Source organism: Burkholderia sp. BCC1993 (assembly GCF_905339865.1).
Classification (GTDB): domain Bacteria; phylum Pseudomonadota; class Gammaproteobacteria; order Burkholderiales; family Burkholderiaceae; genus Burkholderia.
The window spans coordinates 156,163-171,018 of sequence record NZ_CAJPGZ010000009.1 but is presented as its reverse complement, the minus strand read 5'-3'; the positions used below and the strand labels follow the sequence as shown (position 1 = coordinate 171,018).

Here is a 14,856-nt window from a genome sequence, read left to right as displayed (position 1 = left end):
GTGACCCGGTCAAGCCGCCTGCGACGATTCGAGGAAGTCCTGCGCGAAACGCTGCAGCACGCCGCCCGCGTCGTAGATCGACACTTCCTCGGCCGTATCGAGCCGGCACGTCACCGGCACCTCGACACGCTCGCCGCTCTTGCGGTGAATCACGAGCGTGAGATCCGCGCGCGGCTTGCGCTCGCCGATCACGTCGAAGGTCTCGGTGCCGTCGATGCCGAGCGTCGTGCGGTTCGTGCCCAGCTTGAACTCGAGCGGCAGCACGCCCATCCCGATCAGGTTCGTGCGGTGAATCCGCTCGAATCCTTCGGCAACGATCACCTCGACGCCCGCGAGCCGCACGCCCTTCGCGGCCCAGTCGCGCGACGAGCCCTGGCCGTAGTCGGCGCCGGCAATCACGATCAGCGGCTGCTTGCGATTCATGTACGTCTCGATCGCTTCCCACATCCGCATGACCTTGCCTTCCGGCTCGACGCGCGCGAGCGAGCCCTTCTTCACCGCGCCGTCGACCACCGCCATCTCGTTGATCAGCGTCGGGTTCGCGAAGGTCGCGCGCTGCGCGGTCAGGTGGTCTCCCCGGTGCGTCGCGTACGAGTTGAAGTCTTCTTCCGGCAGGCCCATCTTCGCGAGATACTCGCCGGCCGCGCTGTTCGCGAGGATCGCGTTCGACGGCGACAGGTGGTCGGTCGTGATGTTGTCGCCGAGCACCGCGAGCGGGCGCATGCCCTTGAGCGTGCGCTCGCCGGCCAGCGCGCCTTCCCAGTACGGCGGGCGGCGGATGTACGTGCTCTGCGCGCGCCAGTCGTACAGCGGCGCCGCGCGCTCGCCCGCATCGGCCGCGCGCGCGAACATCGGCTCGTAGACCTTGCGGAACTGCTCGGGCTTCACACTCGACGCGACGATCGCGTCGATTTCCTCGTCGGTCGGCCAGATGTCCTTCAGCGTGACGGGCTTGCCGTCCTGATCGTGGCCCAGCACGTCCTTCTCGATGTCGAAGCGGATCGTGCCGGCGATCGCATACGCGACGACGAGCGGCGGCGACGCGAGGAACGCCTGCTTCGCATACGGGTGGATACGGCCGTCGAAGTTGCGGTTGCCGGACAGCACGGCGGTCGCGTACAGGTCGCGATCGACGATCTCCTGCTGGATCTTCGGATCGAGCGCACCCGACATCCCGTTGCAGGTCGTGCACGCGAACGCGACGATGCCGAAGCCGAGCTTCTCGAGTTCCGGCAGCAGGTTCGCTTCTTCCAGATACAGTTCGACCGCCTTCGAGCCGGGCGCGAGCGAGCTCTTGACCCACGGCTTGCGCGTGAGGCCCTTCGCGTTCGCGTTGCGCGCGAGCAAGGCCGCGGCGATCACGTTGCGCGGGTTGCTGGTGTTCGTGCAGCTCGTGATCGCGGCGATGATCACCGCGCCATCGGGCATCTCGCCCGCTTTCTCTTCCCACTGGCCTGCGATCCCGCGCGCGGCGAGATCGGACGTCGGCAGCCGCTTGTGCGGGTTCGACGGGCCGGCCATGTTGCGCACCACGCTCGACAGGTCGAACGTCAGCGTGCGCTCGTACTGCGCATTGTTCAGCGTATCGGCCCACAGGCCCGCCGCCTTCGCGTAGGTCTCGACCAGCTTCACCTGCTCGTCACTGCGGCCGGTGAGGCGCAGATAGTCGGTCGTCTGGCCGTCGATGAAGAACATCGCGGCCGTCGCGCCATATTCGGGCGCCATGTTCGAGATCGTCGCGCGATCGCCGAGCGTGAGGCTCGCGGCACCTTCGCCACGGAATTCCAGGTACGCGCCGACCACCTTTTCCTTGCGCAGGAACTCGGTCAGCGCGAGCACCACGTCGGTCGCGGTGATGCCGGGCTGGCGCTTGCCGGTCAGCTCGACGCCGACGATGTCGGGCAGGCGCATCCACGAAGCGCGGCCGAGCATCACGTTCTCCGCCTCCAGGCCGCCCACGCCGATCGCTATCACGCCGAGCGCGTCGACGTGCGGCGTGTGGCTGTCGGTGCCGACGCAGGTGTCCGGATACGCGACGCCGTCGCCGCTGACCTGGATCACCGGCGACATTTTCTCGAGGTTGATCTGGTGCATGATGCCGTTGCCCGGCGGGATCACGTCGACGTTCTCGAACGACCGCTTGGTCCATTCGATGAAGTGGAAGCGATCCTCGTTGCGGCGATCCTCGATCGCGCGGTTCTTCGCGAACGCGTCCGGATCGAAGCCGCCGCACTCGACGGCGAGCGAGTGGTCGACGATCAACTGCACGGGCACGACCGGGTTCACCTTCGCCGGGTCGCCGCCGCCGTCGGCGATCGCGTCGCGCAGGCCCGCGAGGTCGACGAGCGCCGTCTGGCCGAGGATGTCGTGGCACACCACGCGCGCCGGGAACCACGGGAAATCGCGTTCGCGCTTGCGCTCGATGATCTGCTTCAGCGACTCGGCGAGGATCGCCGGATCGCAGCGGCGCACGAGGTTTTCGGCGAGCACGCGCGACGTGTACGGCAGCGTGTCGTATGCGCCGGGAGCGATCGCTTCGACCGCGGCACGCGCGTCGAAGTAGTCCAGCGACGTGCCGGGCAGGGGTTTGCGGTTGGCGGTATTCATGATGTGGGGCGGAATTCGGGGTAAGACGTTGCGCGCGCGCCGGCGGCCCGCATCACGGGCGCCGGCGCGCGCGGCCGAAGATCAGCGCTTCTCGATCGGCACGAACTGCAGGTCTTCCGGACCCGTGTAGTTCGCGCTCGGGCGGATGATCTTGTTGTCGACGCGTTGCTCGATGATGTGCGCGCTCCAGCCGGACGTGCGCGAGATCACGAACAGCGGCGTGAACATCGCGGTCGGCACGCCCATCATGTGATACGACACCGCGCTGAACCAGTCGAGGTTCGGGAACATCTTCTTCGCGTCCCACATCACCGATTCCAGACGCTCGGCGATGCTGTACAGCTTCAGGTCGCCCGCTTCCTTCGACAGCTTGTGCGCGACACCCTTGATCACCTTGTTGCGCGGATCGGAGATCGTGTAGACCGGATGGCCGAAGCCGATCACGACTTCCTTGTTCTCGACGCGGCGGCGGATGTCGGCCTCGGCATCGTCCGGCGAGCTGTAGCGGCTCTGGATTTCATACGCGACTTCGTTCGCGCCGCCGTGCTTCGGACCGCGCAGCGCGCCGATCGCGCCGGTGATCGCCGAGTAGATGTCCGAGCCCGTGCCCGCGATCACGCGACCGGTGAACGTCGATGCGTTGAACTCGTGCTCCGCGTACAGGATCAGCGACGTGTGCATCGCCTCGACCCACGACTTCGACGGCGTCTTGCCGTGCAGCAGGTGCAGGAAGTGGCCGCCGATCGAGTCGTCGTCGGTTTCCGTCTCGATGCGCTTGCCGTTGTGCGAGAAGTGATACCAGTACAGCAGCATCGAGCCGAGCGATGCCATCAGGCGGTCGGCGATGTCGCGCGCGCCCGGCAGGTTGTGATCGTCCTTCTCCGGCAGCACGGTGCCGAGCACCGACACGCCGGTGCGCATCACGTCCATCGGATGAGCCGACGCCGGGATCTGCTCGAGCGCGGCCTTCAGCGCGCTCGGCAGGCCGCGCAGCGCGCGCAGCTTGGTCTTGTACGCGGCGAGTTCGGTCAGGTTCGGCAGCGTGCCGTGCACGAGCAGGTGCGCGATTTCCTCGAACTCGCACGACTCGGCGACGTCGAGAATGTCGTAGCCGCGGTAGTGCAGGTCGTTGCCGGTCTTGCCGACCGTGCACAGCGCCGTGTTGCCGGCCGTCACGCCCGACAGCGCCACCGACTTCTTCGGCTTGAATGCGCCTGCGGCGGCCGGTGCTGCTGCGTCTTTCGTCTCGCTCATGTTTCCGTTCTCCAATGGGTATCTGGGGTGTCATGTCGGCCGGGCGCGGCGCGCGTGCGCGCGGCCCGGCTTCATGCAAAGCGTTCCGGGAACCGTGTCCCGGCGCGCGGGCCGCGTTACTTCTTGCCCTGCGCGAACAGTTCGTCGAGCTTCTGCTCGTACGCGTGATAGCCGAGGAAGTCGTACAGCTCGGCGCGGGTCTGCATCGTCGGCACCGCCGCCTTCTGCGTGCCGTCGCGGCGCAGCGTCTCGTAGAAATTCAGCGCGGCCTTGTTCATCGCGCGATACGCGCCGCAGCAGTACAGCGCGATGTCGACGTTCGCCTCGCGCAGCTCGTCGAGCGTGAACAGCGGCGTCGAGCCGAACTCGGTCAGGTTCGCGAGGATCGGCACCTTCACGGCGGCCTTGAAGCGGCGATAGTCGTCGAGCGTCTTCATCGCTTCCGGAAAGATCATGTCCGCGCCGGCTTCCACATAGGCGATCGCGCGCTCGATCGCGGCGTCGATCCCTTCTGCAGCGGCCGCGTCGGTGCGCGCCATGATCACGAACTGGTCGTCGGTGCGCGCGTCGACCGCAGCCTTCACGCGATCGACCATTTCTTCGGTCGGCACGACTTCCTTGCCCGGACGGTGGCCGCAGCGCTTCTGGCCGACCTGGTCCTCGAGGTGCACGGCCGCGACGCCGGCCTTGATGAACGAGCGAACCGTGCGCGCGATGTTGAACGCGCCGCCCCAGCCCGTATCGATGTCGACGAGCAGCGGCAGGTCGGTCGCGTTGGTGATCCGGTTCGCGTCGATCAGCACATCTTCCATCGTGCTGATGCCGAGATCGGGAATGCCGAGCGAATTCGCGGCGACGCCGCCGCCCGACAGATAGACGGCCTTGAAGCCGACGGCCTGCGCCATCTTGGCTGCGTACGCGGTGATCGCGCCGACCACCTGCAGCGGCTGCTCGGCCGCGACTGCCGCGCGGAATTTCGCGCCGGCGCTCTGAAGATGCGTGTTGCTCATGAACGGCCTCCTGAAGGAATGACCATGAACAGCAAGGACCGGGCCAGCTTGCGAAACGTCGCTAACCCACTGATTCTTAAGCAACCGGCACGAGCGATGAATCGTCCAGCGATTTCAATTCGGCAATTTCATGTTTCAAAAATGAAATCCCGCGCGCATAATCGGTCGCCATGGACCTCTCCTCGACCAAGCCCGTCGGCCCGGCCGACCGCACGGTGCGTCCGCGCATCTGGGCGATGGGCATCAGCCGCCTGCGCGACCTGTTTCGCGAGATCGCCGGCGAATTCGACGAACGCGCCGACGTGCGCATCGTCACGCGCGCGTACGAAGACGCATTGAGCGCGATCGCGGAAGCCGGCACCGCGCGGCCCGACGTGATCGTCGCGGCCGGCTCGAACGGCGGCTTCCTGAAAACACGTGCGCAGGTGCCGGTGGTGGTCGTGTCGCCGACCGGCTTCGACGTGATGCAGGCGCTCGCGCGCGCACGGCGCGACGCGTCGCGGATCGCGCTCGTCAGCGCCGGCGAGACGCCGCCCGAAGTGCGCCGCTTCGTCGCCGCCTACGGCCTCGACGTGCAGTTTGCGTCATATCAGTCCGCGCAGGAAGCGGAAGCCTGCGTGCACGACCTGCACGACCGCGGCATCGAGACGATCGTCGGCCCCGGCCTCGTCACCGATCTCGCGGCAAGCGCCGGCATGGGCGCGGTGTTCCTGTATTCGCACGCGTCGGTGCGCAAGGCGGTCGAGACGGCGCTCGAAGTCGCGTACGCGACGCACGCCGAGGCGTTTCGCCGCCAGCGGCTCGACAACCTGCTGCAGCACCTGCGCGACGGCGTGGTCGCGCTCGATGCGCGCGGCCGCGTCGAAGCCATCAACGAGCGGCTCGCGTCGGCGCTCGGGGTCGAACCCGCGGCGGCCGTCGGCCGCGCGCTCGTCGACCTGCGCCCGGAACTGCGCACGCTGCGCGGCGAGGACGGCGACGCGCTCGCAACCGTGCGCGGCGTGCGCTACGTCGTGCATCGCGGGCCGCTCGTCGATCGCGGCGTCACGTCGGGCAGCGTGCTGACGTTCCAGGAATCGCGCGCGGTCGAACGGCTCGACCGCGCGCTGCGCTCGCAGCCGAACACGCAGCAGTTCGCGGCGCGCTACACGCTCGACGACGTGGTCGGCGCGTCCGCGCCGATGGCGCGCGTGCGCGATCTCGTGCGCCGCTACGCGAAATCCGATGCGACCGTGCTCGTGCTCGGCGAAAGCGGTACCGGCAAGGAAATGATCGCGCAGAGCCTGCACGCGCTGTCCGTGCGGCGCAGCTATCCGTTCGTCGCGATCAACTGCGGCGCGTTTCCGGAGGCGCTGCTCGAGAGCGAGCTGTTCGGTTACGAGGAAGGCGCGTTCACCGGCGCGCGGCGCGGCGGCAAGACCGGGCTGTTCGAGGCCGCGCACCGCGGCACGCTGTTTCTCGACGAGATCGGCGAGATGCCGCCGTCGCTGCAAAGCCGGCTGCTGCGCGTGCTGCAGGAGCGCGAGGTGATCCGTCTCGGCTCGACCGAGCCGATCCGCATCGACGTGCGCGTGATCGCCGCGACGCACCGGCCGCTGCTCGCGGCCGTCGAGGCCGGCACGTTCCGCGCGGACCTGTATTACCGGCTCAACATCCTGAACGTCGGCCTGCCGCCGCTGCGCGAGCGCGCCGCCGACATTCCGGCGCTGGCGGCCACGCTGCTCGTGCAGGCCGCGCGGCGCGAGCCGCGGCTGGCCGAACGCATACGCGAGGCCGACGATGCGATGCACGTGCTCGGCGCGACGCAGGCGACGCTCGCGCGCTACCGCTGGCCCGGCAACGTGCGGGAATTGCAGAACGTGATCGAGCGGATCGCGGTGGAACTGGCCGAGGAAGTCGACGAGAACGATCCGGGGGCGGCATGCGCGGCACTCGCGCCCGATGCGCTGCAGGCGATCGCACCCGAGCTGTTCGCGGCGCTGCCCGATGCGGCCGATGCCGACGACGCCGACGCGCAGACGCTCCACGCGCGCCGCCGCCGCGCGGAAGCCGACGAGATCCGCGCGGTGCTCGATGCGTGCGGCGGCGATCGCGATCGCGCGTGCGCGATGCTCGGCATCAGCAAGACGACGCTGTGGCGGAAGTTATCGGCGAAATAGGTTCGGGGTTCGGAGTTCGAGGTTCGGGCGGGATTCGCACGATGGAGGCGTGACGCGCCGGACACGCGCCGCCGTCACTCGGCCTTGTGATAGTGGCGATACGCCTTCGCGCGATTGCCGCAGGACGACATCGAGCACCAGCGGCGGCTGCCGTTCTTGCTGTCGTCGATGAACAGCCACTGGCATGCGTCGTTCGCGCAGCGCTTGACCTTCGCGAGGCGCGCGCCGCCCAGCAGGTCGGTCGCCGACCACAGCACCGGGCTCAGCAGCCCCGCGAGCGTCGCGCCCGCTGCCCCGATCCGCCACGCGTAGCCGCCGTCGATCCGTGCGAGCGCGACGCGCGGCGCCGCTTCCGCCAGAAAACCGCCCAGCAGCGCGAGATCGTCGGCTTGCGGCTCGCGCCGCTCGGCTTGCGCGTGAAAGAGCCGGTACAACGCCTCGCGCAGCGCGAGCGCGCGCGTCAGCATCGCCGGCGCGTCCTCCTTCTCATTCTCTCGTGCTTGTGCGCGACACGCGTCGGCCAGGCCGGCCGGCACGCCCGCCTGCTCGCGGCACCACGTGAACAGGTCGTCCAGCGTGCCGAAGGTTTCGGTCGGCACGTCGGCGCCACGCCAGTACAGGGTGTTCGCGAAATCGATGCTCAGCGTTTCGGACGGCGCCGGAACCAGGCAGTCCGTCGTGACGGAAGGTTGCGTTTTGCTCATGACGCGATCGTATCTAACCGCCATGCCGGTTGACAAGCATCCGGACGCTTCCTAACATAACCAGCATGGTGGTTAAAAACGGGTTTGCTGCTGTGATGTCCCCTCTTCAGTTCAAGGAGCCACAGATGACCGATCGTTTTTCGCACGACGTTGTCCACACGAGCCGCAGCCGCGCGTTTTACGACAGCATGCTCGGCGCGCTTCGCCACAAGCGGATGGCCTGGTGATTGTAAACAGGTTTGCTGCACTGATGCCCCCCTTCAGTTCAAGGAGCCACAGATGATCGATCACCTTTCGTTCGGCGTTGCCCACATCGACCGCAGCCGCGCGTTCTACGACAGCACGCTCGGCGCGCTCGGCTACAAGCGGCTGTACAGCGACGACGGATCCCTCGGCTACGGCACCAGCGAACCGGTGCTGTGGTTGCAGCACGCGGCACGTCCGGTCGTCGCCGATCCCGATTCAGGGTTGCACCTGTCGTTTCGCGCGGCGTCGCCGGTGGAAGTCGATGCGTTCTACCGCGCCGCGCTGCAGCACGGCGGACAGGACAACGGCGGGCCGGGCAAACGCGAGCACTACGGCCCCGGCTATTACGCGGCGTTCGTCGTCGATCCCGACGGGTATCGCCTCGAAGCCCATTGCGAGCTGGACAACGTCGTCTGATTCGCCGAGTCCCAACGCGGATGAACGACAAGGGCCCGGTTCCGCGTCATGCGGAACCGGGCCCTTGTCTTTGCTGCATCGGGGGCGGCGTTCGACTCGCGTCGGTTGCCGCCGGCGATCGGGCGGCGATCGGGCGACGGATCCGGTGGCGCTGGCGGATAGCCAGCCGGTTACGCCCGCCACCCGCGCGAGCGCTTACTGCGCGTTGCGCGTGCTCTGCAACTGCTCGCCGAGCCCCGCGATTCCGAGGCGCACTGTCTGACCGGCCTTCAGGAACACCGGCGACGGTTTGATACCCATCCCGACGCCCGGCGGCGTACCGGTCGTGATCACGTCGCCCGGTTGCAGCGTCATGCAGGTCGACAGGTAGGCGATCAGTTGCGCGACGGTGAACACCATCGTGCGCGTGTTGCCGTTCTGATAGCGGTGGCCGTCGATCTCGAGCCACAGGTCGAGGCGCTGCGGATCGGGCACCTCGTCGCGCGTGACGAGCCACGGGCCGATCGGGCCGAACGTGTCGAAGCCCTTGCCCTTGTCCCACTGGCCGCCGCGCTCGATCTGCCACTCGCGCTCGGACACGTCGTTGACGACGCAGTAGCCGGCGACGTAATCCAGCGCGCGCGCTTCGTCGACGTCCTTGCACGTCGCGCCGATCACGACGCCCAGCTCGACTTCCCAGTCCGTCTTCACGGAGCCCTTCGGGATGTCGATGCCGTCGTTCGGGCCGCAGATCGAACTGGTCCACTTGCCGAACACCACGGGCTCCTTCGGTACCGGCATGCCGGCTTCGGCTGCGTGATCGGCATAGTTCAGACCAATGCCGATGAACTTGCCGACGCGCCCGACGCAGGCGCCGATGCGCGGCTCGCCGGAGACGAGCGGCAGCGTGGCCGGGTCGATCGCGCGCAGGCGCGCGAGACCGGCGTCGGACAGCGCGTCGCCGGCAAGATCCGGCACGTGCGCGGACAGGTCGCGAATCCGGCCGTCCGCGTCGAGAATACCGGGCTTTTCCTGGCCGGACGGGCCATAGCGAAGCAGTTTCATCGTGCTCAACCTCTGTTGTCGAATGTGACAGGATACCGGCCGACGCGGCCGCTGACGGCCACGCGCCGGACTGAATGCCGATCGTCGATGACGCGCGTCGGCCCCGTATCCGGCAGGCCAATCGACACGCGAGGCTCGCGCAGGCGCAGCGATCGCGGCGCCGCACCGAGTGCGACGCGCATCGAACGGGCGGCCGCCGGTCTGCGCATCGGCGACGACGGCCCGGCATCCGCGCCATGTGCCGGCCGGTGCCGGTCGGCTTCACGCGCGGCCGCGCCGTCGCTGGCCCGCCGCTCTTTGTACCATCGGCGGCCCGCCGTGAAATGACGCGCGACGGATACCGACTATTGGTGCGCCTGCGGAGATTGCACCGCATCGGGGCCGCCGAACCATCCGGCTTTACGCCCGATGCCGCCGTCCTTCGATACCGAAAGATGAATTTCGAATATTTCTTACGACCCTGTCATCGGGAACGGCACGTGATCCGTTCTTGCTGGATAACGATCGGCAAAAAGACGCCGCATTGCACACTGAACGTTTATTGTTAGGCTCGCCCGGACGGCAGTCACATCCGCATGCGGCTTCACGAATCCGCGTGCAAAACGGCCAGCGTGCGTCGCCAACCGATTGGCCATTCCCGGACTTCCTACCCATGACGCAAACGACCAATAACCCGCTCCCCGGCAGCGACGCACGGGCGTCGATGGGCGCAGCCGACCGCTATCGCGCACCCGCCCTCGACAAGGGGCTCGACATTCTCGAACTCCTGTCGGAACAAAAGGAAGGACTCACCCGCACGGAAATCACGAAGGAGCTCGGCCGCAACGCGAGCGAGATCTACCGGATGCTCGAACGTCTCGTCGCGCGCCGCTACGTGATGCGCTCGAGCGGCGGCGACCGTTACACGCTCAGCCTGAAACTGTTCGCACTCGCGCACCGCCATCCGCCGATGAACCGGCTGATCGCCGAGGCCCTGCCGCTGATGCAGCGCTTCGCCGATGCGACCGAACAGTCGTGCCATCTGACCGTCTACGATCGCGGCAACCTGCTCGTGATCGCACAGGTGGACGGCCCCGGCCCGTGGGGCGTGTCGGTGCGGCTCGGCTCGCGCGTCGGGCTTGCCGATACGGCGTCGGGGCGCGTGATGCTGTCGTTCCAGGGTACCGAGCAGCGCGCGCACATGCTGGCCGAGCATCGCAAGGTCAAGGGCGAAACGCCGATGAACGAGCAGGAACTCGCGCACGCGTGCCCGTCCATCCGCCAGTCCGGCTACGTGCGCCAGGACAGCCGCCAGGCATACGGCGTCACCGACCTGAGCGCGCCGATCCTCGGCCCGGCCGGCCATGCGATCGCGGTGCTGACCTGCCCGTACATGCGCCGGATCGACGCGCACATGGCGCCGTCCGTCGAGGTGGTCGTCGCAGGGCTGCGCGATACGGCAGGCCAGTTGTCGATGTGCCGCGCGGAGACTTGCTGAATGTTGTCGAGCGGGCGACCACGTTGAAAGTGGTCGGGCGGTCGGGCGGTCGGGCGGTCGGGCGGTCGGGCGTTCAGTCGTTCGGGTCGGGCAGGCGGGTGCGACGCCGCCCACGCGGTATGCGATGCGCGCCGGTCGCGCGGGCGTTCGTACCGGTATTCCGCAGACCGTTTCCGGATGCGCGGACGCAGCGCTACGCTAGAATAGCGGCCCTCTCAAAAACTACGGCGGCCGGCTGTCGCGGCCGTCGTATCCGATGGATGTCATGGCCAAACTTCTGAACGATCAAGAATTCCAGCGTTTCTCCGAACTTCAGCAGAAGCAGGCGAGCTTCACGATCACGTCCGAAGAAGCGGACGAGCTGCGCGACATCGTCGCGCGCGCGCAGAAGAAGCGCGACGACCGTGCCGCAGCGATGCGGGCGATCGAGAACTACATCGAGCAGTTCGACATCACGCCCGACGAACTCTTTTCGCCCGAGCAGATCGGCGACGCCGCACGTACCTACGGCCTCATCACGGCCACCAAGAAGGAACGCACGCTGCCGCCGTCGATCACGTTCAACGGCAAGCCGTACCAATGGACCAAGACGCTTCCGGACGACGTGCGCGGCGCGCTGTTCGATGCATTCACGTCCGGCGAATCGGTCAAGCGCTTCATCGCGATGCCGAAGGACATCGCGCGTTGCGCGCTGACGATCGCCCGCCTCGAGCGCGAAACCGGCGGCATCTATGCCGACGCGCACCTCGAAGAACTCGCGATTTCGCGTGAGCAGGTGAACGACGCGGCGTCGAAACTCGCTGCATAAACGCTGCTCCGGGCACGGTTCATGCGTGCCCGCACCGGCGCGGACGTCGGCAAAAGCCGGCGCCGCGCCAGCCGGAGCACTGCGTTCGCAAGCTCCCGAAAAGTCTCACCGAAGCGTCCCGTAAGTGCTCACCCAGGCATCCCGGAAAAGCTCACCTGAAGCCCCCGGAGACGCTCACCAACCCCTTCCCGAACGTTCTCACCGACGCCTCCTGGAGATGCTCACCGAGCCCTCCCGGAAAGGCTCACCAGGCCTTCCCGCAAGGGCTCACCGGCAGATCCCCGGAAAGGCTCACCGAGTGCTCCCGTATCGGCTCACCCGAGCGCTCCCGGAAAAGCTCACTCGCGGCCCCCGAAAAGTCTCACCTTTGCTCTGTTTCCGATGCTGCGCGTGCGAAATGCCCGGTCCGTGCGCTCGACCATGACTCCGGAACCGGTGATACGCGGAGGTCATCGGCACACGCAACACGCCCGCCGCGGATGCCGTGACTCGACGCGTTCGCCGTTCCCCGCCGGTCACCGAGAGAACGTTGTACCGATCCGCGTAATCGAGCGAACCAGTCGAACGATCGGCATGCCGAACGACGACGAATTCGCTCGGCAGTGCCTGTGCACCATCGACATCATGCATGCCGTACCGACTCTGCACGATGCCGCCGGACGTGCGAGCACGCTCACTCACGCGATTACGGTTGCAGCTTCATCCTGAACCCCACCACGCCGGGTTCCTCTGTCGTCGACACGGCGAAGCCGCACGACTTCGCCAGCGAGATCATCGCGGTGTTCTCGCGCAGCGCCTCGCCGATCATCCATCCGGTGCCGCGCGACCGCGCATAGTCGATGATGCGGGTCATCATCAGCCGCCCGAGCCCCTTGCCCTTCTGATCGGGCCGCACGGCGATCGCGAACTCCGCCGTCTCGTTGTCGGGATCGGTAACCGCACGCGCCACCGCGAGCGTGTGCGACCGGCCCGACACGTCGGTGAACGACACGATGAAGGCCATCTCGCGGTCGTAGTCGATCTGCGTCATGCGCGCGACTTGCGAATGATCGAAGCTGCGCACCGCGCCGAAGAACCGCATCCGCAGATCGTCCGGCGTCATCGCGCCAAGCAGTTCGTTGTGTGCTTCCTCGTCTTCCGGACGGATCGGACGGATCGTCACGGTCTCGCCGCGCCATTCGAGCGTCTGCTCGAGATGGCGCGGATACGGCATGATCGCGAGCCGGCTGCGCCCGGCCGCGACCGTGATGCGCGGCGCGACCACGTATGCCCGATCGGACAGCACGCGCAGCGTGACCGACATCGCGACGACTTCGCGCACGTCGCAAACGACTTGCGACAGTGCCGTCAGCGCATCGAGCGTGGGTTCGACAGGCGTGCGGCGCGCATACGGCGAGCGCTCCATCACCGCGCGGGCGAGCACCGTATTCAACGGCGGCAGCCCGTACACGACGAGCGGCGCCGATACGCCGTCCGCCGGCGGCACGGCATAACGGAACACCGGGCCGAAGTTCGAATCGTCGTACATGTCGACCGTGACGTCGACGACTCTGGCGCCGGCCGGCGAATCGGTCGGCTCGCCGTGCAGGCCGAAGTGGGAGAGCCAATACAACGCCGCTTCGCCGGCCAGTTCATGCTCGCCGGCCTCGACCATCCGTCGCGCCTCGGCCTGCGCGGACGCAACGCACTCGGCCGGCTGCGGCGGCGTGCCCTCGGGCGTCTGCATCAGCAACTGCCGCCCGAGGTTGTAGTCGACGAGCCGTGCATATGCGCGCGCAAGCCGCTGCGGCGTGGTGTGCACGGGAATACCGTTCGCGTGCAGCGCGTCGCGCGTCGCCGCGTCGACCGCACCGAAGAAACACGCGAGGATGCCGCGATACGCGTATTGCCGCGATTCGATCAGCATGCGCGCGACCGCGTCGGCCGGCGCGCTGTGAGACGTCGAATGCACGACGAACAGCGTGCCCGTTTGCGGAAACGGCGCGAGCGCCTTGATGGCAGCGCCGAAATGCTCGGGACGCGCATCGTCGCCGAGCGTCAGCGGATTGCCGGGCGCGGCCAGATGCGGCAGCGCGGCCGCGACCGCCGACGTGGCCGCCGCCGGCCAGTCGGCCAGCACGTCGCGCACCTCCGCGACCGCATCGACCGCGAGTTTCGCGACGCCTGCGTCGCTCGTCACGAGCGTCGCCGCGCCACGCGCGGTGACGCGCCCGACGCCGAGCGTCTCGATCTCGTCGAGCAGATCGTCGAGCGCATCGACACGCACCAACCCCGCGCGCTGGAACGCCGCCGTGTAAAGCGCGTCGCCGGGATCGGCGCGCCCGGTGCGCAGCGCGAGCACCGGCTTGTTGCGCGCCGCCGCGCGCGCTGCCGACATGAACTTGCGCGCGGCGCACACGGTGTCGAGTTCCAGCAGGATCGCGCGCGTGCCGGGATCGCTGGCGAGGTAGTCGAGCACGTCGCCCGCGTCGACGTCGGCCTCGCGGCCCAGCGCGACGACATGCGAAAAACCGAGGCCTCGCGCATCGGCCCAGCCGAGTACCGCGTTCGTCAGCGCGTTCGATTGCGACACCCACGCGACGCCGCCCGATCGTGCCGTATAGGCCGGCGCGCCGAAATGCGCATGCCGCGCGGGCGACAGCACGCCGAGACTGCCGGGCCCGACAATTCGGAGCACGAACGGCTTCGCAGCCTTGAGCGTGCGCTCGAGCGCGGCGCGATCGGCGTCGGTACGCGCCTCGCCGACGATCACCGCGACGCGCGTGCCGATCTCGCCGAGCTTGCGCACGATGCCGGCCCACGTGGCAGGCGGCGTGCAGATCACGGCAACCGACGGCGGCGCGGGCAGCCGGTCGACATCGGCCACGACCGTGTGCCCGTTCAGCTCGCGATGCTTCGGATTGACGGGCCACACGGGCCCCTCGAACGCGCCGTCGAGCACGCGCGCCCACACCATCGCACCGATACTGCCCGCGCGCGGCGATGCACCGACGACCGCAACGGACCTGGGCTGGAACAACGCATCGAGATGGCGGACGGTCACATCGGCTCCATACGGTAACGAAAGACGACCCGACCGGCACACGGGCACGGATGGCCGTGCACCGGTCGACGCGAACTCCAAGCATAG

The 14,856-nt window shown here is 67.8% G+C and carries 10 protein-coding genes; 4 read left to right on the top strand and 6 right to left on the bottom strand.

What is annotated here, in order from left to right; all coding sequences use genetic code 11:
* Positions 1 to 9: 9 nt before the first annotated feature.
* The 3 genes from acnD to prpB all read right to left on the bottom strand — a co-directional run bounded on the left by acnD (position 10) and on the right by prpB (position 4,871).
* Positions 10 to 2,607 carry a Fe/S-dependent 2-methylisocitrate dehydratase AcnD gene (acnD, locus tag U4Y91_RS16895; protein ID WP_321805986.1) on the bottom strand — a complete coding sequence of 866 codons (2,598 nt, stop codon included), beginning with the start codon at positions 2,605 to 2,607 and terminating at the stop codon, positions 10 to 12.
* An 81-nt stretch (positions 2,608 to 2,688) separates the two neighbouring features.
* The gene (prpC, locus tag U4Y91_RS16890; protein ID WP_124666323.1) at positions 2,689 to 3,861 is read right to left on the bottom strand and encodes a 2-methylcitrate synthase; all 1,173 of its coding nucleotides are present in this window, start codon (positions 3,859 to 3,861) and stop codon (positions 2,689 to 2,691) included.
* A gap of 116 nt (positions 3,862 to 3,977) precedes the next feature.
* On the bottom strand, positions 3,978 to 4,871 hold the full coding sequence (prpB, locus tag U4Y91_RS16885; RefSeq protein ID WP_057925585.1) for a methylisocitrate lyase: 894 nt from the start codon (positions 4,869 to 4,871) through the stop codon (positions 3,978 to 3,980).
* Between the two features lie 170 nt (positions 4,872 to 5,041).
* Here prpB and prpR point away from each other — a divergent pair, with 170 nt between their 5' ends.
* Complete coding sequence (gene prpR / locus U4Y91_RS16880; RefSeq protein WP_321805985.1) at positions 5,042 to 7,030, top strand: propionate catabolism operon regulatory protein PrpR; 1,989 nt, start codon at positions 5,042 to 5,044, stop codon at positions 7,028 to 7,030.
* A gap of 74 nt (positions 7,031 to 7,104) precedes the next feature.
* Here the strand turns inward: prpR and U4Y91_RS16875 are convergent, their stop codons facing one another.
* Positions 7,105 to 7,758: a CGNR zinc finger domain-containing protein gene (locus U4Y91_RS16875; protein ID WP_321806135.1), complete on the bottom strand. Its 654-nt coding sequence runs from the start codon at positions 7,756 to 7,758 to the stop codon at positions 7,105 to 7,107.
* 255 nt (positions 7,759 to 8,013) lie between these two features.
* Here U4Y91_RS16875 and U4Y91_RS16870 point away from each other — a divergent pair, with 255 nt between their 5' ends.
* Positions 8,014 to 8,397: a VOC family protein gene (locus tag U4Y91_RS16870; protein ID WP_321805984.1), complete on the top strand. Its 384-nt coding sequence runs from the start codon at positions 8,014 to 8,016 to the stop codon at positions 8,395 to 8,397.
* A gap of 195 nt (positions 8,398 to 8,592) precedes the next feature.
* Here the strand turns inward: U4Y91_RS16870 and U4Y91_RS16865 are convergent, their stop codons facing one another.
* A complete protein-coding gene (locus U4Y91_RS16865; protein WP_044845006.1) occupies positions 8,593 to 9,441 on the bottom strand; it encodes an ureidoglycolate lyase in 849 nt (282 codons plus the stop codon).
* A gap of 652 nt (positions 9,442 to 10,093) precedes the next feature.
* Here U4Y91_RS16865 and U4Y91_RS16860 point away from each other — a divergent pair.
* The gene (locus tag U4Y91_RS16860) at positions 10,094 to 10,918 is read left to right on the top strand and encodes an IclR family transcriptional regulator (protein ID WP_321805983.1); all 825 of its coding nucleotides are present in this window, start codon (positions 10,094 to 10,096) and stop codon (positions 10,916 to 10,918) included.
* A 256-nt stretch (positions 10,919 to 11,174) separates the two neighbouring features.
* Positions 11,175 to 11,726 carry a hypothetical protein gene (locus tag U4Y91_RS16855; protein WP_124486055.1) on the top strand — a complete coding sequence of 184 codons (552 nt, stop codon included), beginning with the start codon at positions 11,175 to 11,177 and terminating at the stop codon, positions 11,724 to 11,726.
* Between the two features lie 685 nt (positions 11,727 to 12,411).
* Here the strand turns inward: U4Y91_RS16855 and U4Y91_RS16850 are convergent.
* The gene (locus tag U4Y91_RS16850; protein ID WP_321805982.1) at positions 12,412 to 14,769 is read right to left on the bottom strand and encodes a GNAT family N-acetyltransferase; all 2,358 of its coding nucleotides are present in this window, start codon (positions 14,767 to 14,769) and stop codon (positions 12,412 to 12,414) included.
* Positions 14,770 to 14,856 lie beyond the last annotated feature (87 nt).